Origin of the sequence: Salinisphaera orenii subsp. orenii MK-B5 (genome assembly GCF_003788635.1) — a bacterium.
GTDB classification, from domain to species: Bacteria; Pseudomonadota; Gammaproteobacteria; order Nevskiales; family Salinisphaeraceae; genus Salinisphaera; species Salinisphaera orenii.
Genome location: NZ_AYKH01000012.1, coordinates 150,887 through 170,998, shown reverse-complemented (window position 1 = coordinate 170,998; position 20,112 = coordinate 150,887). Strand labels below are relative to the sequence as shown.

The 20,112-nt window shown below is 65.6% G+C and carries 15 protein-coding genes, 2 tRNA genes and 1 riboswitch; of the genes, 16 read left to right on the top strand and 1 reads right to left on the bottom strand.

Going from position 1 to position 20,112, the window contains the following annotated elements; all coding sequences use genetic code 11:
* Positions 1 to 507, top strand: coding sequence for a DUF2505 domain-containing protein (locus tag SAOR_RS07675; protein ID WP_123630903.1), 507 nt, complete (start codon positions 1 to 3; stop codon positions 505 to 507).
* Entirely contained in the window at positions 504 to 749 is a 246-nt protein-coding gene (locus SAOR_RS07670; protein WP_123630902.1) for a DUF2970 domain-containing protein, read from the top strand. The genes SAOR_RS07675 and SAOR_RS07670 overlap by 4 nt, the downstream gene beginning before the upstream one ends.
* 137 nt (positions 750 to 886) lie before the next feature.
* Here the strand turns inward: SAOR_RS07670 and mutS are convergent, their stop codons facing one another.
* Positions 887 to 3,499 (bottom strand): DNA mismatch repair protein MutS, encoded by a 2,613-nt coding sequence (gene mutS, locus SAOR_RS07665; protein ID WP_221179917.1) that lies wholly within the window; start codon positions 3,497 to 3,499, stop codon positions 887 to 889.
* Positions 3,500 to 3,615: 116 nt separating this feature from the next.
* Here mutS and SAOR_RS07660 point away from each other — a divergent pair, with 116 nt between their 5' ends.
* The 14 genes from SAOR_RS07660 (at position 3,616) to SAOR_RS07590 (ending at position 20,109) form a co-directional block, all read left to right on the top strand.
* Complete coding sequence (locus tag SAOR_RS07660; RefSeq protein ID WP_123589704.1) at positions 3,616 to 4,125, top strand: CinA family protein; 510 nt, start codon at positions 3,616 to 3,618, stop codon at positions 4,123 to 4,125.
* Positions 4,126 to 4,128: 3 nt separating this feature from the next.
* Complete coding sequence (locus tag SAOR_RS07655) at positions 4,129 to 4,665, top strand: 2'-5' RNA ligase family protein (protein WP_123630901.1); 537 nt, start codon at positions 4,129 to 4,131, stop codon at positions 4,663 to 4,665.
* A 64-nt stretch (positions 4,666 to 4,729) separates the two neighbouring features.
* Entirely contained in the window at positions 4,730 to 5,815 is a 1,086-nt protein-coding gene (recA, locus tag SAOR_RS07650; RefSeq protein WP_123630900.1) for a recombinase RecA, read from the top strand.
* A gap of 15 nt (positions 5,816 to 5,830) precedes the next feature.
* Positions 5,831 to 6,301: a regulatory protein RecX gene (locus tag SAOR_RS07645; protein WP_123630899.1), complete on the top strand. Its 471-nt coding sequence runs from the start codon at positions 5,831 to 5,833 to the stop codon at positions 6,299 to 6,301.
* A 103-nt stretch (positions 6,302 to 6,404) separates the two neighbouring features.
* Positions 6,405 to 6,710, top strand: coding sequence for an MTH1187 family thiamine-binding protein (locus tag SAOR_RS07640; RefSeq protein ID WP_123589700.1), 306 nt, complete (start codon positions 6,405 to 6,407; stop codon positions 6,708 to 6,710).
* Between the two features lie 82 nt (positions 6,711 to 6,792).
* Positions 6,793 to 9,408, top strand: a complete 2,616-nt coding sequence (gene alaS / locus SAOR_RS07635; protein WP_185015590.1) for an alanine--tRNA ligase — start codon at positions 6,793 to 6,795, stop codon at positions 9,406 to 9,408.
* A gap of 66 nt (positions 9,409 to 9,474) precedes the next feature.
* Positions 9,475 to 10,749: an aspartate kinase gene (locus SAOR_RS07630; protein ID WP_123630898.1), complete on the top strand. Its 1,275-nt coding sequence runs from the start codon at positions 9,475 to 9,477 to the stop codon at positions 10,747 to 10,749.
* A 360-nt stretch (positions 10,750 to 11,109) separates the two neighbouring features.
* Positions 11,110 to 11,202, top strand: a tRNA-Ser gene (locus tag SAOR_RS07625).
* A gap of 374 nt (positions 11,203 to 11,576) precedes the next feature.
* Positions 11,577 to 11,653, top strand: a tRNA-Arg gene (locus SAOR_RS07620).
* Between the two features lie 879 nt (positions 11,654 to 12,532).
* A riboswitch (cyclic di-GMP riboswitch) is annotated at positions 12,533 to 12,627 on the top strand.
* 99 nt (positions 12,628 to 12,726) lie between these two features.
* Complete coding sequence (locus tag SAOR_RS07610; RefSeq protein ID WP_123630897.1) at positions 12,727 to 15,651, top strand: RIFT barrel domain-containing protein; 2,925 nt, start codon at positions 12,727 to 12,729, stop codon at positions 15,649 to 15,651.
* Between the two features lie 77 nt (positions 15,652 to 15,728).
* The gene (wecB, locus tag SAOR_RS07605) at positions 15,729 to 16,829 is read left to right on the top strand and encodes a non-hydrolyzing UDP-N-acetylglucosamine 2-epimerase (RefSeq protein ID WP_123630896.1); all 1,101 of its coding nucleotides are present in this window, start codon (positions 15,729 to 15,731) and stop codon (positions 16,827 to 16,829) included.
* A gap of 225 nt (positions 16,830 to 17,054) precedes the next feature.
* Positions 17,055 to 17,348 (top strand): PEP-CTERM sorting domain-containing protein, encoded by a 294-nt coding sequence (locus SAOR_RS07600; protein WP_123590141.1) that lies wholly within the window; start codon positions 17,055 to 17,057, stop codon positions 17,346 to 17,348.
* A gap of 80 nt (positions 17,349 to 17,428) precedes the next feature.
* On the top strand, positions 17,429 to 18,391 hold the full coding sequence (locus tag SAOR_RS07595; protein ID WP_123630895.1) for a hypothetical protein: 963 nt from the start codon (positions 17,429 to 17,431) through the stop codon (positions 18,389 to 18,391).
* A gap of 311 nt (positions 18,392 to 18,702) precedes the next feature.
* On the top strand, positions 18,703 to 20,109 hold the full coding sequence (locus SAOR_RS07590) for a TIGR03013 family XrtA/PEP-CTERM system glycosyltransferase (RefSeq protein ID WP_185015589.1): 1,407 nt from the start codon (positions 18,703 to 18,705) through the stop codon (positions 20,107 to 20,109).
* Positions 20,110 to 20,112 lie beyond the last annotated feature (3 nt).

Genomic DNA, 20,112 nt, shown 5'->3' with positions numbered 1-20,112 from the left:
ATGAAATTCGAGGAATCGTTCGATTTTGACCACGATGTGGATACGGTCGCCCGCATGTTCGGCGACCGCGACTACTACGTGGCCAAGTACGAGCGCCTGGGCGGGCGTTCGCCCGAGATCGTGGCCTGTGACCGCGCGGGCGATCGTTTCTCCATCACGGTGCGTCACGCCCTCGAGGCCACGGCGATGTCGCTGCCGGATCTGCTCAGAAAGCGTATCGGCAGCCGCCTGACCCTCGAGCAGACGGATGTCTGGCAGTTGGACGCCGGCCACGGCCGTATCGACATCGATATCGAAAAGACACCGGTCGCGATCACGATCGATCTGCGGCTGCGGGATGATCGCGGCACCGCGCGGCTCGACCTGCGGTTCGACATCGATGCCGAGGTGCCGCTGCTCGGCTCCAAGATCGAAAAGGCCGTCGCCGAGCCGATCACGCGGCGCGTGCGGGACGATCTCGAAGTCTCGCGCGCCATGGCGGCGGACTACGCCGAGCCTGCGGCATGAGCGCCCGGCACCGCGACAACGCGAGTGAGAGCGACGACGGGCAGCGGCCGCCGACGCTGTGGCAGAGCTGGATGAGCGTGCTCGCGGCGTTCTTCGGGGTACAGTCCAGCGCCAATCGCGAGCGCGACTTCACCCGCGGCCGGGCGAGCCACTTCATCCTGCTGGGGCTGCTGGCGACGGCGCTGCTGGTGCTGGTCCTGGTCGGCGCGGTCTGGCTGGCCATGGCGATGGCGGACGCCTAGACGGCCCACGCATTCGATGATGCCGCGCGCCGAGCGGTGCGTCCGCGGCCGGCGGACATGGTTGCCAGATGTCGGCGCGGTCGCGCGGTGTCCATCCAGTCGGACGTTTCGCGCCCTCATCGTCGCGCCGTCCACGGCTATTCCGTGTCCGTTAGGGCCTTTAGACGATAGATCGCCTCCAGCGCCTGGCGTGGTGTCAGGTCGTCGGCCTCCAGCTCGGCCAGCGCCTCGCGCAGCGGATCCGGCGCGTTTGTCCGCGCATCCTCGGTCGGCGCCGTCTCGAACAGGCCCAGCTGTGGCCCGGCCTCGGCCCGGTCGGCGGACTCGAGCTCGGCCAGATGCTTTTCCGCGTTGCGGATGACGCCCCGAGGCACGCCCGCCAGCGCGGCCACTTGAAGCCCGAAGCTGCGTGAGGCCGGACCCGGCCGGATGGCATGCAGAAATGCCAGTTTCTGCTGCCCGCCGCTGTTGTATTCGGCGACCTCGAAATGGGCGTTGCGGCTGGCCGGCCAGTCGTCGGCCAGCCGGGTCAGTTCGAAGTAGTGGGTCGCGAACAGCGTGTAGGCCCGGTTGTGCCGGGCCAGCCGCTCGGCGACCGCGCGCGCCAGCGCCAGACCGTCGTAAGTGGAGGTCCCGCGGCCGATCTCGTCAAGTAGTACCAGCGAGCGATCGGTCGCGTGATGCAGGATCTGGGCGGTCTCGCTCATCTCGACCATGAACGTCGACTGGCCGGCGGACAGATCGTCGCCAGCGCCGATGCGCGTGAACACGCGATCCAGTGGGCCGATGGTCGCCGCATCGGCCGGGACGTAGCTGCCGATGTGCGCGAGGAGCACGATCAGCGCGGTCTGGCGCATATAGGTCGACTTGCCGCCCATGTTCGGGCCGGTGATCAGCAGCAGGCGGCAGTCCTCGTCGAGGCGCGTGTCGTTGGCCACGAAGGGCTCGTCGGCAAAGCGCTCGACGACCGGATGACGGCCGCCGGTGATGGCGATGCCCGGGGTGTCCTCCAGCACCGGCGCGACCCAGCGATGATCCAGCGCGCAGCGGGTCAGCGCGCAGAGCACGTCGATCTCGGCCAGCGCGGCCGCGATCGCCTGCAGGCGTGCCAGATGGCCTGCGAGCGTGTCCACGAGTTCGCTATAGAGCGCCTTTTCGCGCGCCAGGGCGCGTTCCCGGGCCGACAGGACCTGATCCTCGAAGCGCTTGAGCTCCGGGGTGATGTAGCGCTCGACGGCCTTGAGCGTCTGTCGGCGCTGGTAGTCGGTCGGCGCCTTGTCGGCGTGCGTTCGGCCCATCTCGATGTAGTAGCCGTGCACGCGGTTGTAGCCGACCTTGAGCGTGTCGATGCCGGTCCGCTCGCGCTCGCGCGCTTCCAGTTCGGCAAGAAAGCCGTCGGCGTTGGCCGACAGTTCCCGCAGCTCGTCGAGGGTCGTGTCGAACCCCGCGGCGAGCACGCCGCCGTCGCGCACGACCACCGGGGGATTGTCGACGATCGCGCGCTCCAGCAGGTCGGCGACCGCGGTCACCGGGTCGAGCCGTGTGTCGAGCTGTGCGAGCAGCGGGGCGTCGAGATCGGCGAGATGCACCTTGACCCGCGGCAGTGTGGCCAGCGCGATCGACAGTCCGGACAGATCGCGCGGGCGGGCCGAGCGCAGCGCGATGCGGGTCGCGATCCGCTCCACGTCCGCGATCTCCGCGAGCACGGCGTGCAGCGGATCGTGGCGGCCCGCGGAAAGCGTGTCGATGGCCTGATGACGGTGCCGGAGCGTGTCGAAGTCGCGCAGCGGCTCGGCCACCCAGCGGCGCAGGGCGCGCGCGCCCATGGCGGTCGCACAGCGGTCGAGCAGGCCGACCAGGCTGTGGCGGGTGTCGCCGGTGGCGCTGCGATCGATCTCCAGATTCCGGCGCGTGGCGCCGTCGAGTACCAGGGTGTCGGTGACCGAATAGGTCCGCATGGCCGCGATATGCGGCAGCGCGGCCTGCTGGGTGGTCTCGACGTAGTCGAGCAGGGCACCGGCGGCGGCGATCGCCCGCGGCTTGTCGGCACAGCCGAATCCGTCCAGCTGGGCCACGTCGAAGAAGGCGGTGAGCTTGCGGCGCGCGGACACCGCGTCGAACAGCCAGGCCGGGCGTTCGCTCACGGCCGCGCCCGCCGGCGGCTGTGCCAGCGCGCTGTTCTCGGCGATCACGATCTCGCTGGGGGCCAGCCGCGCCAGCTCGGTGGCGAGCGCGGTCTCGTCGGCGACCTCCGTCACGGCGAGGTCGCCGCGCGCGAGCTCCAGCACCGCGAGGCCGATGGCGCGCCGGGCCGGGGCGATCGCGACCATCAGATTCGCACGGCGGGCATCCAGCAGCGCCTCGTCGGTGACGGTGCCGGGCGTGACGATGCGCACCACCTCCCGACGCACCGGGCCCTTGCTCGCGCCCGGCGCCTCGAGCTGCTCGCAGATCGCCACCGACTCGCCGCGATCGAGCAGACGCGCGAGATACTGCTCGGCCGCGTGGTAGGGCACGCCGGCCATCGGAATCGAGGCGCCGGCCGATTCGCCGCGTGCGGTCAGGGTGATGTCCAGGAGATCGGCGGCGCGCTGCGCGTCGTCGTAGAACAGCTCGTAGAAATCGCCCATGCGATAGAACAACAGCATGTGCGGATAATCGGCCTTGATCGCCAGGTACTGGCGCATCATCGGCGTATGCGCGGACTCGGGCGGGTTCTCGGCGCGGTTCCGGGGGCTGCGCTCGGGCATCGGCGGGCTCGTGGTCAGGCTGCGTGGGCGGCGGGGCGGTCAGGGCGCTCCGCCGAGCGCCGATTGTAGGCGTGGCGGCGCCTTTTCGCAGGCGCCGGTGTTGGCATAATGCGTAGATGATCGCATCGTACGACCCGAACCAGTCCATCGCCGAGCTGGTCGAGCAGCTCGCCACCCTGCTGCCCTCGCGCGGCCAGCGGCTGGCCACCGCCGAATCCTGTACCGGCGGGCTGATCGCGGCGGCCTGTACCGATCGCGCCGGCAGTTCGCATTGGTTCGAGCGGGGTTTCGTGACCTATTCCAACGCCGCCAAGCAGGCCTGTCTCGGCGTCGACGCCGCCTTGATCGAGGCGCACGGCGCCGTCAGTGCGCCCGTGGTCGAGGCGATGCTGGCCGGCACGCTGGCGCACAGCCCGGCCGACTGGGCCGTGGCGGTCTCCGGCGTGGCCGGCCCGGACGGCGGCAGCGATGACAAGCCGGTCGGTACGGTCTTCATCGGCTGGCAGGCCCGGGGCGACGCGCCCGACGTGGTGGGCTATGCCTTCGACGGCGATCGCGCCGCGGTGCGTCGCGAGAGCGTGCTCGCCGCGCTGGTGGGCCTGCGCGAGCGCGTCGACGCGCAATAACCGATGGCCGGGGCCGGGTCGCGTGGCGGCCGACTGTTCTTCGCGCTGTGGCCGGACGCGGCGACCGCTACTGACATCGACGCCCGGGCGGCGTCGCTGGCGATACGCGGTCGCCGCATTGCACGCCGGCGTCTGCACATGACGCTGGCCTACCACGGGCTCTGCGATGCCGCGCAGGCGCGGGCGCTCGTGCGGCGGGCGGAGGCGATCCGGGTGCCGGCCTTCGACCTGATGCTCGATCGCTGCGGCGGCTTCGAGCGAGCGGGTGTCGCCTGGCTCGGGCCGGCGAGTCCGCCGTCGGCGCTGCATGAGCTGGCCTCGCTGCTGGCCCCCGAAGGACTTGATTCTGCGGCCTTCGTACCCCACGTCACGATCGCGCGCCGAGCGGAGCCGCCGTCGCGGACGTCCATCGCACCATTGCCATGGCCGGTGACCGGTTTTCATCTGGTGGAAAGCGCGGCCGGCGCCCGCTCCGGTGCCTACCGGAGCCGGGGCTACTGGCCGCTGACACCACGGCCGATAAAGCGTGCCGGGGTGTGAAATAATGCGCCGGTCACGAAGGATCCACGCGCCCCGGCGGCGCCGTCAACGCAAAAGATGACTTATGGATGAAGATCGCAAGAAAGCACTCGCCGCGGCGCTGACGCAGATCGAGCGCCAGTTCGGCAAGGGATCGGTCATGCGCATGGGCGACGTGGACCATTCGAATGTCGCCTCGATTTCCAGCGGCTCGCTGTCGCTGGACATCGCGCTCGGCATCGGCGGCTACCCGCGTGGCCGTGTGGTCGAGATCTACGGTCCCGAGTCGTCCGGCAAGACCACGCTGACGCTGCAGGCGATCGCCGAGACGCAGAAGGCCGGCGGCACCGCGGCCTTCATCGACGCCGAGCACGCCCTGGACCCGACCTATGCCGAGGCGCTGGGCGTGGACATCGAGAATCTGCTGATCTCGCAGCCGGATACCGGCGAACAGGCGCTGGAGATCGCGGACATGCTGGTGCGATCGGCCGCGGTCGATATCGTGGTGATCGACTCGGTGGCGGCCCTCACGCCCAAGGCCGAGATCGAGGGCGAGATGGGCGATTCGCATGTCGGTCTTCAGGCCCGGCTGATGAGTCAGGCACTGCGCAAGCTCACGTCCAACATCCAGCGCACCGGCACCACGGTGATGTTCATCAACCAGATCCGCATGAAGATCGGCGTGATGTTCGGCAGCCCGGAGACCACGACCGGCGGCAACGCGCTCAAGTTCTATTCCTCGGTTCGGCTGGACATCCGCCGCATCGGCTCGATCAAGAAGGGCGACGAGGTGATCGGCAACGAGACCCGCGTCAAGGTCGTCAAGAACAAGATGGCGCCGCCTTTCCGCAAGGCCGAGTTCGAGATCCTCTACGGCGAGGGCAGCTCGCGCGAGGGCGAGATCATCGATCTGGGCGTGGCCCACAACCTCATCGAGAAGGCCGGCTCCTGGTATTCCTACAACGGCGACCGGGTTGGCCAGGGCAAGGACAACGCCCGCCAGTTCCTCAAGGACAACCCCGAGATCGCGCAGAAGCTCGAGGCCGAGTTGCGCGCGAAGCTGATGCCGGCGCCCAAGCGCAAGAAATCCGAGGAGAAAGCCGAAGCCGAAGCCGCCGGCGACGCCGATCTGCTCGGCGCGGACGACAAGAGCGCCTCCGGCAAGGCGTAATCGAGGGCGGCGCTGATGGAGGCGGACGGCGACCTAGAGTCCGGTCGGGATGCGCGGTTGGCGGCTCGTCGGCAGGCCATGGATCTGCTCGCCCGGCGCGAGCACGCCCGCGCCGAGCTGGCCGCCAAACTGAAAAAGCGAGACCACGACGCCGAGACCGTCGAGGTCGTGCTCGACACGCTGATCGATGACGGCCTGCTCAGCAACGCCCGTTACGCCCGGGCGGTAGTCGCCGCGAAGTCCGCCCGCGGCATCGGCCCCGTGCGTATTCGCGCCGAACTGGCCGCACTCGAGGTCGCGGACGCCGAGATCGAAAGCGCGATCGACGAGGCCGAGGTCGACTGGTCGGCGCTGGCCGAATCCGCTCGCGTCAAGCGTTTCGGTGCCGCGCTGCCCGACGATTTCCCGGCGCGCGCCAAGCAGATGCGGTTTCTGCAGCGGCGCGGCTTCGATGCCGACCAGCTGCGGTCGGCTTTCGACGACTGAACGGCGCCCCGCGCGGCGACGCGGCCTGCCGGGCCGATTCGAATGAACCCGTGTCGGGCCGGCGATGGCATGATGGGCATCTCCTGTTCATCGGAGCCGAACCATGCGCGTCACCGCGGAAATCTGTGTCATCCCGCTCGGCGAGGGCGTCTCCGTCTCGCGCTATATCGCGGCCTGTGGTCCGATCCTCGAGGCTGCGGGTCTGAATCCGCAACTGCACGCCTACGGCACCAACGTCGAGGGCGAGTGGGATGCTGTCTTCGCGGCGTTCAAGGAGTGCCATCAGACCATCCACGACCTCGGCGCGCCGCGAGTGTTCACCACCATCAAGGTGGGTAGCCGGACCGATCGGGAGCAGACCAACGCGGACAAGATCGCCAGCATTCGCGGCGACAGCGACGTTCGGTGACGGTATCGCTTCGGCCGTCGGAACGGCTCTGCTAGACTAGCGCGCTGTTTACGTAGCGCCTTTTCGGGAGACGCGGCTAGCCATGATGTCCACCAACGCCCTGCGTGCGCGTTTCATCGAGTATTTCCAGAATAACGCGCACCGCTTCGTGGCGTCATCGTCTCTGGTGCCGGCTTCCGACCCCACGCTGCTGTTCACCAATGCCGGCATGGTGCCGTTCAAGGACGTCTTTCTCGGCCGCGAGACGCGCGACTACGCGCGGGCGGTGTCCTCCCAGCGCTGCGTCCGCGCGGGCGGCAAGCACAACGACCTGGAGAACGTCGGCTACACCGCGCGCCATCACACCTTCTTCGAGATGCTGGGCAACTTCAGCTTCGGGGACTACTTCAAGCGCGAGGCCATCCATTTCGCCTGGGAATTTCTCACCGGCGAACTCGGACTGCCGGCGGAACGCCTCTGGGTGACGATCTACGAGGAGGACGAGGAGGCCGCCGATATCTGGCTGAACGACATCGGCGTCTCGGCCGATCGTTTTTCGCGGATCGGCGCCAAGGACAATTTCTGGCAGATGGGCGACACCGGCCCCTGCGGGCCGTGCTCGGAGATCTTCTACGATCACGGGCCGGATGTGCCGGGCGGCCCGCCGGGCACGCCGGAAGAGGACGGCGACCGCTTCGTGGAGATCTGGAATCTGGTCTTCATGCAGTACGACCGCCAGGCCGACGGCGAACTGCAGCCGCTGCCGAGCCCGTCGATCGATACCGGCATGGGCCTCGAGCGGGTCGCCGCGGTGCTGCAGGGCACTTACGACAACTACGGCATCGACGTCTTCCAGACGCTGATAGGCGCGGCCGCCGATGCCGTGGGGGTGGACGCGGCGACCGGCGACGAGCGGCTGGCTTCGCTCAAGGTCGTTGCCGATCACATCCGCGCCACCGCCTTTTTGATCACCGACGGCGTGATGCCGTCCAATGAAGGCCGCGGCTATGTGCTGCGCCGGATTATGCGGCGCGCCATCCGCCACGGGCACAAGCTCGGGGCGACTGATGCCTTCTTCTACAAGCTGGTCGCGCCGCTGGTCGAGCTCATGGGCGAAGCGTTTCCCGAGCTGGCGGATTCCCGGGCGCAGATCGAGCGCGTGATCGAACAGGAGGAGCAGCGTTTCGCGATCACGCTCGCCCAGGGGATGCGCATTCTGGAGGATGCGATCGAGAGCCTGGAGGGCGACGAGATCCCGGGCGAGACCGTGTTTAAGCTCTACGACACCTATGGTTTCCCGGTCGATCTAACCAACGATGTCGCGCGTGAGCGGGGGCTGACGCTCGATACCCGCGGCTTCGACGCCGAGATGCAGGCCCAGCGCGAGCGCGCCCGGGCGGCGAGCCAGTTCGGCGCCGACTACACCGCGCGTGTGGATCTGAGCCAGGCGACCGAATTCCTCGGCTACACCGAGACCGAGGCGTCGGCCCGGGTCGTCGCGCTGGTGCAGAACGAAGCGCCGGTGGATGCGCTCACGGCCGGCGATGAGGGTGTTCTGGTGCTCGATCGGACCCCGTTCTACGGCGAGTCCGGCGGCCAGGTCGGCGATACCGGCGTGATCGCGGGCGAGGGCCTGCGCTTCGAGGTCAGCGACACCCGCCGACAGGACGGCGTGTTCCTGCATTTCGGCCGCGTCGCCGAGGGCACGTTCGAGGCCGGCGTGGCGGTCGAGGCGCGTGTCGATGCCGGCCGCCGGCACGCCACTGAACTCAACCACACGGCCACGCATCTGCTGCACGCGGCGCTGCGCGAGACGCTGGGCTCGCACGTGCGTCAGAAAGGCTCGTTGGTCGCGCCCGAGCGGCTGCGTTTCGATTTCGCCCACTACGAGCCGGTTTCCGCCGAGGTGCTGGCCGATATCGAGGCACAGGTCAACGCCCGGGTGCGCGAGAACATCACGGGCGAGTTCTATCTGCGCCGCTACGACGACGCGATCGCCGAAGGCGCGCTGGCGTTCTTCGGCGAGAAATACGGCGAAGAGGTGCGGGTGGTGCGCTTCGGCGACTACTCGGTGGAGCTGTGCGGCGGCACGCACGCGCCGGCCAGCGGCGCTCTGGGTCTGGTCAAGCTCACGGACGAGCGAGGTGTCGCCGCCGGGGTCCGACGCGTGGAGGCGGTGACCGGTGCCGAGGCGTTGGCTCGGGTCCAGGAGCTGGCGGCCCGCGAGCAGCGCGTGTCCGCGCGTCTGAAGGCCGCACCCGCGGAACTGGAGGACAAGCTTGACCGCACGCTGGATCGCGTGGCCGCGCTCGAACGCGAACTCGACGCCGCGAATCAGAAACTCGCCGCCAGCCAGGGCGACGATCTCGCGGACAGCGCGCGCGAGATCGGCGGTGCCCGCGTGGTGGTGCAGCGCATGGACGGCGCTGATCGCAAGGTCCTGCGCGACACTGTGGATTCGCTCAAGAACAGGCTCGACAACGCCGTAGTGGTGCTGGGCGCGGCCGATGGCGGCAAGGTGGCCCTGATCGCCGGTGTGTCGAAATCCCAGAGCGGTGCGCTGCCGGCGGGCGATCTCGTCAATTTCGTGGCCGAGCAGGTCGGCGGCAAAGGCGGCGGGCGTCCGGACATGGCCCAGGCCGGCGGCAGCCAGCCGGAGCGGCTGGACGAGGCGCTGGCCAGCGTCTATGACTGGGTCGAACGGGCGCTGGCGACGTAGGATAGGCCTCGGGATCGTTCAATTCACGGCGCGGGCATCGCGCCCGGCGAGGGAATCGACAAGTCCATGGCACTGATAGTCCAGAAATACGGCGGTTCGTCCGTCGGCTCGGTCGACAAGATCAAGCGCATCGCCGAGAAGGTCAAACGCTATCGCGACAACGGCGACGAGGTCGTGGTGGTGGTGTCGGCGATGGGCGGCGAGACGGATCGCCTGCAGGGTTTGGCCGAAGAGCTCGATGGCCGTCCGGTGGCGCGCGAGATGGATGTGCTGCTCTCCACCGGCGAGCAGGTGACCATCGCGCTGCTGGCCATGGCGTTGCGCCACCTCGGCGCCGAGGCGCAGTCGTTCACGGGTTGGCAGGTCCCGATCGTGTCCGACGACGCCCACGCCAAGGCGCGCATCCAGCGGATCGAACCCGACAATCTCCGCAGTGCGCTGGACGCGGGCAACGTCGCCGTGGTCGCGGGCTTTCAGGGCATCACCGAGTCGGGCGAGATCTCCACCCTCGGGCGGGGCGGCTCGGACACGACCGCCGTGGCGCTGGCTGCGGCCCTCGGTGCCGACGAATGCCAGATCTATACCGATGTGGACGGCGTCTACACGACCGACCCGCGCGTTGTGCCCAATGCCCGCCGGCTGGAGCAGATCACCTTTGAGGAGATGCTCGAGATGGCCAGCCTCGGCTCCAAGGTGCTCCAGATCCGCGCGGTGGAGTTCGCCGGCAAGTACGGCGTGCCGCTGCGCGTGCTGTCCACCTTCGACGATGGCCCCGGCACCCTCATCACCCTGGAGGATCAAGTGGAAGAACCGATCATTTCCGGCATCGCCTTCACCAAGGACGAGGCCCAGCTGACCGTGCTCGGCGTCCCCGACCGGCCCGGTATCGCCTACTCGCTGCTGGGGCCCATCGGCGAGCACAACATCGAAGTGGACATGATCCTGCAGAACGTCTCCGGCGATTCCAGCAGCGATTACACGCTCACCGACTTCACCTTCACCGTGCACAGCCGCGACTTCGATGCAGCCAAGGAACTGCTCGAAAAGTCCGCAAAGGAGCTGGGTGCGCGTGAAGTCTCGGGCCAGTCGGGCATCACCAAGGTCTCGCTGGTCGGCGTGGGCATGCGCTCGCACGCCAACGTCGCCGCCCGCATGTTCAAGGCGTTGTCCGACGAGAACATCAATATCCGCATGATCTCGACGACCGAGATCAAGATCTCGATCGTGATCGAGACCAAGTATCTCGAACTCGCCGTACGCGCACTGCACGACGAGTTCGAATTGGACGAGGAACCGCAGCGGGTCGACTCGGGACTCACGCCCACGGCGGATCAGGACTAGACACCGCGGATCCGGATCGGGCCGGTCTCGATCCCGCATTTGCGGCGGAGGCCTCCTCGGGACGCGTGTGTTCCGCAACGTGGGTCTCGAGCGGCGGGGTGAGGGTGATCCGAACCGCGCTGCGGCGATCATGTCGGGCCCGATGGGTCCCGTTGCAGCGTTCCGAGTGGGCGGGGCGGGATCACTGCTCCCGTCTCGGCCGATACGGGGGTTTACCCGCAGTGCCCGAGTCGATATAGTCTTGCGCCTCGCGCAGCGGGTTTAGTTTGTGATCAAGACGGCCCGTTTCGATGTCGGTCGCCGGTCGAAACCGGACCCGATGAGGCCGGCAACCATGTCGGCGGCGTGGTACGGAATACGGGAGAGGTGGCCGAGTGGCTGAAGGCGCTCCCCTGCTAAGGGAGTAAGGGGTTTATAGCCTCTTCGAGGGTTCGAATCCCTCCCTCTCCGCCATTCCCCGTGCTGGCGTGCCGAATCCTTCGGGACTTTCTATTGGTCCCACGGCTGTGTCGCTCCAATCGCCAGTGTGTTGCCGCGTCGCGTCGTTCGTGACGGCAACCGCTGTTGTGCAGGCGGCGGCAGAGATGGCGCGCGTGACTTGCCGATTGACGCGGCACCGCCTGGCGAGCGTGCCGGCGAGCGGAGCGACAGTGCGGCGTCGGGCGATACGAGTGTTCAACCAGTCGTCCGGTCGTCTGATACAGCACTGGACCCGTGTTTCAGGCTCGCGTACAATCACGATCTCTCGGTGGGGTAACGTCCTAAAAACGGTTGATAACTCTTTTGGAGTCAACGGTTTGAATTGGATCCGGTCGAGTAAAGTCAAAGCGCCCGTAGCTCAGTTGGATAGAGCGTGCGGCTACGAACCGCAAGGTCGGGAGTTCGAATCTTCCCGGGCGCACCAGTAGCTAAAGCCAGACGCCTCCGGCGTCTGGCTTTTTTATGGGTATAGCCGAGCCGAGAGGCTCGATAGGCTTTTCTACGGTCGGCATACGAAAAACAGACTCGAGGCATCCCGTCGCTCTCGGCAACGGCGCCAGCGCCAGGCTTGTAACCCTATTGCGGACCGATGTGCCCGCCGACGATCTGGCATCGCGCGTCCCGAATGTTCTTCCATGGCCGCCAGCCCGCCAGCCCGCCAGCCCGCCAGCCCGCCAGCACGCCAGCACGCCAGCACGCCAGCACGCCAGCCCGCCAGCCCGCCAGCCCGCCAGCACGCCAGCACGCCAGCACGCCAGCACGCCAGCACGCCAGCCCGCCAGCACGCCAGCACGCCAGCACGCCAGCACGCCAGCACGCCAGCACGCCAGCACGCCAGCACGCCGTGCCCACGTTCGTCAGGCGGCGCCGATCCGGCGCGTCCGTCGGCAACGCGCGACAGGGTAAGAACCCCGTCGCTTCAACCCGAGATGTCCCGCGCGGGGACGGTTCCCATGAAACGAGCCTATCAGGCGGCGCGTGGCCGCCGCGGGTTCTGCATGTCGCTCTTGGCCGCCCAAGCCGCCGCTTCATTTATCGCGTCACGAAGCGTTAGCGGACGTCGTCGCAGTGTTCGTGGTGCTGTCTGCGATTCCGGTGCCTATCGTGACGATTAGACACATCGGTATAAGGCGACGGAAGATCGACGTCGACCGTAACCCTTGACCATTCAGAGATCGCAATACCCGCCGATACCCCTTCACGAGTGGGGGAGGCGATACGATTTTCGTTTCGAAACGGTGGTTCGCGCCGTCGAGGTCGGCTCAAGCGCCGGCTGGGGCGAGAGCACATCGAATCGCCAACCGCATGACAAGGGCAAACCTGTCGAAAGGCAGTGACGCAAAGCCACGGATCTAAAGCACGCGGGACACCGCGGGTCACGACCGCCGGGCTGCCGTTGGCAGACGCCATACGGCGAACACTTGAGCAATCAAGGTTTCCGCACATGGCGCGTGCCTGAACACGTCTGTCGGAAACCTCCAACAGGTGGTTTCGCGCATGCGTATTCGAATGTCCTGGGGTGTCTTGGCGTTGTTGTCGACGCTGCTGCTGTTCGGCTGCGGCTCCGGTGGCGGTGGCGGCAGCGACGATGACGGCGGCGCAACGGAGGCGCCGCCGGCGTCGCAGGAGGCCGAAGCCGGCGAAGAGGGTCCGAGCGAAGAAGGCCAATCGCCCGATCCTCAAGACTCGGCGGACGGCGATGACCCGTCTTCCTCTCCCGACGAGACGCCGTCCGCGGCTCCGAATGACGAGGATGCCTCGGACTCCGACAGCGACGGAGACACGACTGACGGCGGCACTGTGGTCGTCACCCCGCCGGCCGAAGATGTCGCGGATCAATTACCGAATGAGCCGGAAGACGGCTCCGTCGTCGAGTCCCCGCCCAATGGTTCCGACGACACCACAGACGATGCGTCGAACGACAGCCCGGACAATGCCTCGGATGATTCCTCGGACGACTCCCCGGACGACTCCTCGGACGACTCCCCGGACGACTCCCCGGACGACTCCCCGGACGACTCCCCGGACGACTCCCCGGACGACTCCCCGGACGACGCCACGGACGACGCCACGGATGACGCCACGGATGACGCCACGGATGACGCCACGGATGACGCCACGGATGACGCCACGGATGACGCCACGGATGACGCCACGGATGACGCCACGGATGACTCCACGGATGACTCCACGGATGACTCCACGGATGACTCCACGGATGACTCCACGGATGACTCCACGGATGAGGGCGTCGTCGAAGATGATCCGAGCGAAGACCCAGCGCCCGAACCGGGCGACGACATTGGAGAGGCGCCCGAAAACGACGGTGGCGAGCTGCCGGATGAGGCGACACGTGTGGTCGATGTCGGCCTCGCGGCGGCTGCGGATGTCCGTTCGGCCCGCGCTTTCTCCGCGGCGGCCACCACGCCGGTCACCTTCGGTCAGGTTTTTCGCCGAGGCGACGTACCGTCCGGGCACACTCTGATCGCCGAGACCGACGGACAGGCGCTGCCGACGCAAGTGGACGCCAAGGCGACCTGGTCCGATGGCTCACTGCGCCATGCGGTCATCACCGTTGCGCCCGGCAGCGCTTCGGAGTTCGCTCTGTACAGCGCGGATTCCGATCGCAAGTCGTTGGATGCCGGTGACGCGGCGGTGCAGATCGGCGATCTGCTGGCGACGAGCTTTGATGCACGACTTGAGATCACGCAAAACGGCTCGATCTACGTCGCCAACGCGCGCGATGCGCTGACAGCGGCTGTTCAATCGGGAGATTGCCCGGCATGGGAGGACAGACGCTGCAGACAGTGGCTATCGGGTCCGCTGGCCTCCGAGTGGATCGTGCCGGCGGCGCTGGTCTCCGGTTCGCAGACGAACGACCGGCTCCAAGTCTATTTTCATGTTCGCGCTTACCGCAGCGACGGGCGCATCGATAATGTGCGCGTGGATACCGTGGTGGAGAATGCGCTCGCCTATGGCGTCACGCCGCAAAACCGTCATTACAATGCCGAGATCACCGTCGGCGCGAATCGCTATTCGGTAGCGGATCTGACGCAGTATCGGCAGTCGCGATGGCACAGAATCCTCTGGTCGGCGAACGCGCCCTCCCGCACCGCTCGGATCGACACCGATTACCTCCAGAGCACTCGGGCCATTTCCAGTTACGCCACATTGACGCCCAGTGATGACCTGCTTGATAGCGTGCGTCAGGACATCGAGCCGATGACTCACGGCGATCAGACGAAGTCGATGGGCAACACGGGTGCGCAGGCCGCCATCGGTCCGCTGCCTCGGTGGACATCGGCGTACGTGGTGTCATCTGATCCGCGGGCCTATCGCTGGATGTTGGCCAATGACGACGCGGCCGGTAGTTATTCCTTTCACTACCGGGACGGTGAAACGGGACGCCCGCTCGAGATCACCCGCCACCCCTACGTGACTCTCGCTAACCGGAGCTATGCATCCAGTGCAGGAGGCCAGTTTCAAGACGATTTGCTGCCCGGCTGCCCATCGGATTGCGGCTCGCCCTTGAGTTTCGACATCGCGCATCATCCGTCCATCGGGTATGTGCCCTATCTCGTGTCGGGTGACTACTACTATCTGGAGGAGCTGCAGTTCACGGCCTCTTATGTTCAGCTGTGGGCCAACCAGCGTTATCGCGACTATGACAAGGGCCAACTTCTGGGCGCACAGGGGCAGGTGCGCGGGCAGGCGTGGGCGATGCGCTCGATTTCGGACGCCGCATTCGCGACCCCCGACACGGATCCTTTGAAGTCGTATTTCACGGACCAGATCGAATGGATCATCCAGGATTACGTCGAATCCTTCGTCAACGATGACGAAGGCAATCCGTTCCATGTCATCGACAACTGGGGTGCTGTCATTTATCCCGCGAACGGCCAGAGTCGGGTCGGCGTCGGCCCCTGGCAGGCCGACTTCCTGACCTGGTCCGTGGGCCACGTGGCGGAGCAACAGGTCGAGGGCGCCGCGAAACTGCTCGCCTGGCTGTCCCGCTTTCAAGTGGACCGCATGACCGATTGGCAGTCGGATCCCGAGGACGGATACTGCTGGATCGTGGCGTCGACCTATTCTCTGCAGATTCGACCCGCCAAGGGCGCCGAGAACTTCCCGGATATTGCCACCGCGTACAAGGCGGCCTATCCGGAACTGAGCGGCCTGCCCTGTGGTGGCCAGGAAATGGCCAATGTGTTGAGTCGCGACGGCAGCCGTCGGTATGCCGCGGGGGAAATGGTGGGTTACGCGGACTCGGCGACCGGCTTCACATCGAATCTGCAGATCGGTCTGGCGATGGCGGCCGGAAGCGGCATAACCAAGGCGACCGAGGCATGGCGCGTATTCGACGAGCGGTCGGTCAAGCCCAACTATGACGACTACCCGAATTTCGCGGTCGTTCCCCGGTGAACGTTGAGCCGCACTGCCATTGTGACTTGATGCAAAGTCGTTAGACTTGCGGCTGAATCAAATCACTGAAGAAGCGAATGAGTGCAACGGTTCTGGTCGATGTGATCGCAGCGGCGCGTCCGAATTTCATGAAGGTCGCGCCGCTTTATCACGCGCTTTCCAAGGTGTCCTGGTGTCGAGTGCGTCTGGTGCATACCGGCCAGCACTACGACGCCAATATGTCGGATTCCTTCTTTCGCGATTTCGGTCTGCCGAAACCAGACGTCCATCTGGAGGTGGGCAGTGGCAGTCACGCGGAGCAGACGGGCCGGGTGATGATGGCCTACGAGAACGTGTGTCTCGAAGAGCGGCCCGATTGGGTCATCGTCGTCGGGGACGTCAATTCGACGGCGGCCTGCGCGCTGGCTGCAGTGAAACTCGGGATTCGTGTCGCGCATCTGGAAGCCGGGCTTCGAAGCCGTGATCGCAGCATGCCGGAAGAGATCAATCGGCTGGTTACCGACGCCATCGTCGATCTGCTCTGGACACCTTCCCGTGATGCCGATGCGAATCTGCTTGCGGAGGGGATTCCGCCGGAGAAGATCGACTTCGTCGGCAACATCATGCTGGATTCCTTCGAGCTGGTGCGTCCGCGGATTGCCAAAGCGGATACGCTGGCCAAGCTGGGCCTCGACCTCGATCGCTATGCCATCGTCACGCTGCATCGGCCTTCGAACGTCGACGATCCCGCCACATTGGCACTGCTGGTCGAACAGCTGGTCGAGTCGAGCGAACGGGTGCCGCTTGTTTTTGCCGTTCACCCGCGTACGCGAGCTCGCCTTGAGAGCAGCGGTCTTCTGGAGCGTCTGGAGTCGGCACCGGCAGTATATCTGATCGAGCCTCAGGGCTACATCGATTTCATGCATCTGGTGACCTCCGCGCAGATCGCAATCACCGACTCGGGCGGAATCCAGGAAGAGACGACCTATCTCGGCATCCCGTGTCTCACGCTTCGGGAGAATACCGAACGGCCGGTGACGCTGACGGAAGGGTCGAACCGGCTACTCAAGCCCGCAGAGCTCGTTGCGACCGTCGACCAGGTGCTCGGGGATGAGATCCGTCGTCGCACGCCGCCCGAACTCTGGGACGGCCAGGCGGCAGGTCGTATCGTCGCGAGTCTGGCGCAGCGTATCGGCTGAGCGTCCGGGCATGACTGGAAACCTTTAGTGGCTTCGATGTCGACGTTCCTTACAGGTAACGGCAAGACGAGCGGTGACGCATGCGTGGCCGGGGCTAGCGTCCTGGAGAGGAGCTGGTAAAATCAGGCTTGTAGATGGACTTCAATTTTCAGGCACGAGTGTTGCATCTGTTCATGTCGGCAGACTCGTGAGTCGAGCGACCACGGCATGGAGGCTTTGTAGGATATGCGTAATCGTTTGATCAAAATGCTCGCGGGCGGTATCGCCATCGCGGCGATGACGGCCTTCGCCGGCCCGGCCTGGACACAGGGTTCCGGGAATGCTGCGCCAACTGGGGCGGCCTATCTGACATGGAATGGAAATGCGTCGCATGCGGGCAATCACTCCGGCGGCAACGGTATTCCCGGCCCTCGCCAGACTTGGCACGATATCCCCGAGCCGTCCTCGTGGGCGCTGTTCGGGATCGGGCTCGGCATGGTCGGGTTGATGCGGTTCGCCGCCAGTAGAAACCGCGGATAACCCGCACAAGCCGATCGCTGACACGGTTCGAGAAATCGCGCCAGCGTCGATGACCTGAAAGCCATGGCCGTTTCGCGGTCATGGCTTTTTTGCGTGTGGGCGTTGCGTCGGTTCTCGCTTCAGCCCGACGTTTTCGCGGTAACCGATTATGTCGCTTTATCTTACACAATGCTGAAGACGATATTTTCGCGACGGACGGACAGGAAAAAAAACAAAGTCATAACAACGTTTTGAGCTGTTATCGAAGATTGGCATCCGAATTGCATCACTGTTCGGCAGCCGTATGGCACGAGGAGCCTCGACGGCATTCTCAGCATCCCCAAGGAGCAGTTCTGATGACATTTGGTAAATACATAAGCCGCAGCGTCGCGATCGCGGCCCTTTCGACGTTCGCCTGTGCCGGCGCTTCTGCGGCCACGATCAATTTCGATCAGGATTCCAGCGCCGCAACCGGCAGCTTCAGCTATGACGGTCAGGGCGGCGGCCTGGTAGGCCAGGGCATTTCCTTCAGCTTCGTCTCCGCCGATACCGGTACGGGTTCGAAAGTCAACTGCGTGAACTGCGCACTGAATTTCGTTACCGGTGACAACATTTCCGAGGGTGACAGTGTCGGTACCAACTACGCGTTCGGTAGCGGTGGCTCGTTCACGCTGACGGGTGAGGTCGTCAACGGCGGTTCCTCGATCGCCAGTGGCACGTTGCTCGACGGCGAGTTCACCGGCACCCCGAATCTCACGCGCGCCTCGAATCGCACCGGCCTGTTCAGCGCCATTGGCGTGAATACGGTCAATGATGAACTCGCAAGCTTCTTCGGCATCGAGTCCGGGGCGGATTTCACCTTCGCCACGACCGAGTTCAGCTTCGGCGAGCTCGCCTTCAATGGCGACAACGGCTTTTCCGGTAACGTGACCGCGGCGGACCTGCAGACGGGCACCGACGTTCCGGAGCCGCAGGAACTCGCGATCTTCGGTCTCGGCCTGGTGCTGCTCGTCGGCGGTATCGCGGCGCGTCGCCGCAGCACCGATGGCGATCTGATCGGCTGATCGATCGTGTGAATGCGGCCCGGTCACAGGGCCGTCGACCCATCAGGGTCGAAAGGGGCGGCGTCTTCGGATGCCGCCCCTTTTTTGTCGAAAACTCTTACAGCCTGCGCACAGCCATGCATTCGATGGTATAAATGCCCGCGTTGTTACTCGTGCGTGGCCCTGGGGCGGCCGGCTTGTCAGCATGCGGACCCTGGCGAGTTGGCCGGTGGCCCTAATGGATGCGCGAGATCAGCCGATGTGGTGATACGTGGGGTGGAGCGCCACACGCCGCATCTCGCCAAGACATGCATTCCCGGCTGCGGCACCGAATGAATACGCTACGTATATTCAATCACCACATCCACATCAAGTTCGTCATTCTCGGTATCGTGCATTTCGCGCTGGCCGCGGCCTCCGTGTATGCGGCTACGGAGATCCGCTACGTCGGAGACGACGCGGCGATGATGCGCGACTACGCGGTGTTGATGTGGCGTGCCGTGTTCTTCGCGGTCGTGGTGGTGGCCTGCCTGAGTGCGATGGGCGTGTACCGTCCGCAGCGTCAGAATCGCCATGTGCCGGTTCTGGTGCGGGTCGTGGCGGCCATGGTCATGGCCTCGCTGGTCGCCGCATTTGCGTTCTACGTCCTCCCGGGTCTGTTTCTCGGGCGGGGCATCCTGTTCATGGCGCTCGTGCTGTCGCTGATTGGTTTGAGCATCGTTCAGCTGGGCTTTTATGCGTTGATCGACCAGCGCTCCGCGCCGTGGCGCGTGCTGTTCTACGGCGCCGGACACAATGCGGCCGAGACGCTGGCCTACATGCGGCGTCGCAGCGATCATTCATTGTTCAATCTCGTGGGCTGTATCCTCGCACCGGGGGAGACGCCGCAGGTGGATTCGCAGCTGGTCCTGCATGCTGACTGTTCGCTTGCCGAGTACGCGCGGCGTCACCGCATCGACGAGATCGTGGTGACCATGGACGATCGTCGGCACCAGTTTCCGTCGGACGATCTCATCGACTGCCGTATCGCCGGCGTCAATATTGTCGACACGCTGACGTTTTACGAGCGCCAGACCGGCAAGGTGAAGACCGAGCTGCTGCAGCCGAGCTGGATCATCTTCTCGCACGGTTTCCGGCGCAGTTTCGCGCAGGATGCGGTCAAGCGTCTGCTCGATCTGGCCGTCGCCTCGGTGCTGCTCGCGATCGTCTGGCCGATCATGCTCGCTACCGCAATCGCGATTCTCGTCGAGGACGGGCTGCGCCAGCCCGTGTTGTTTCGGCAACGACGCGTCGGCCTGAACGGCGGGATCTACTGGATATACAAATTCCGGAGCATGCGCACCGATGCCGAGACGCCTGGCGTGGCCCAATGGGCCAGCGTCGACGACCCGCGGGTGACGCGCGTCGGCTTCTACATTCGCAAATATCGGCTCGACGAACTGCCGCAGCTGTGGAACGTCTTCAAGGGCGACATGAGCCTGGTGGGCCCGCGGCCGGAGCGCCCCGAGTTCGTCGATCAGCTGGCCGATACGCTGCCTTACTATCGAGTGCGCGAATGCGTCAAACCGGGCATTACCGGGTGGGCGCAGCTCGGTTATCCCTACGGCGCCTCGGAAGAGGATGCCAACGGCAAGCTCCAGCACGATCTCTACTACGTCAAGAATCGCAGCTTCTTCCTCGACCTGCTCATCCTGATGAACACGGTCGAAGTCGTGCTTTTCCGCAAGGGCGGACGCTAGCGT

What these genes read in the sequence shown, in the direction of transcription:
- SAOR_RS07595 (WP_123630895.1), top strand. Translation starts at nt 17,429, where the DNA reads ATGGCTTTTTTGCGTGTGGGCGTTGCGTCGGTTCTCGCTTCAGCCCGA.
- SAOR_RS07655 (WP_123630901.1), top strand. Translation starts at nt 4,129, where the DNA reads ATGGCCGGGGCCGGGTCGCGTGGCGGCCGACTGTTCTTCGCGCTGTGG.
- SAOR_RS07675 (WP_123630903.1), top strand. Translation starts at nt 1, where the DNA reads ATGAAATTCGAGGAATCGTTCGATTTTGACCACGATGTGGATACGGTC.
- SAOR_RS07600 (WP_123590141.1), top strand. Translation starts at nt 17,055, where the DNA reads ATGCGTAATCGTTTGATCAAAATGCTCGCGGGCGGTATCGCCATCGCG.
- SAOR_RS07590 (WP_185015589.1), top strand. Translation starts at nt 18,703, where the DNA reads ATGAATACGCTACGTATATTCAATCACCACATCCACATCAAGTTCGTC.
- alaS (WP_185015590.1), top strand. Translation starts at nt 6,793, where the DNA reads ATGATGTCCACCAACGCCCTGCGTGCGCGTTTCATCGAGTATTTCCAG.
- recA (WP_123630900.1), top strand. Translation starts at nt 4,730, where the DNA reads ATGGATGAAGATCGCAAGAAAGCACTCGCCGCGGCGCTGACGCAGATC.
- mutS (WP_221179917.1), bottom strand. Translation starts at nt 3,499, where the DNA reads ATGCCCGAGCGCAGCCCCCGGAACCGCGCCGAGAACCCGCCCGAGTCC.
- SAOR_RS07670 (WP_123630902.1), top strand. Translation starts at nt 504, where the DNA reads ATGAGCGCCCGGCACCGCGACAACGCGAGTGAGAGCGACGACGGGCAG.
- wecB (WP_123630896.1), top strand. Translation starts at nt 15,729, where the DNA reads ATGAGTGCAACGGTTCTGGTCGATGTGATCGCAGCGGCGCGTCCGAAT.
- SAOR_RS07645 (WP_123630899.1), top strand. Translation starts at nt 5,831, where the DNA reads ATGGAGGCGGACGGCGACCTAGAGTCCGGTCGGGATGCGCGGTTGGCG.
- SAOR_RS07610 (WP_123630897.1), top strand. Translation starts at nt 12,727, where the DNA reads ATGCGTATTCGAATGTCCTGGGGTGTCTTGGCGTTGTTGTCGACGCTG.
- SAOR_RS07630 (WP_123630898.1), top strand. Translation starts at nt 9,475, where the DNA reads ATGGCACTGATAGTCCAGAAATACGGCGGTTCGTCCGTCGGCTCGGTC.
- SAOR_RS07640 (WP_123589700.1), top strand. Translation starts at nt 6,405, where the DNA reads ATGCGCGTCACCGCGGAAATCTGTGTCATCCCGCTCGGCGAGGGCGTC.
- SAOR_RS07660 (WP_123589704.1), top strand. Translation starts at nt 3,616, where the DNA reads ATGATCGCATCGTACGACCCGAACCAGTCCATCGCCGAGCTGGTCGAG.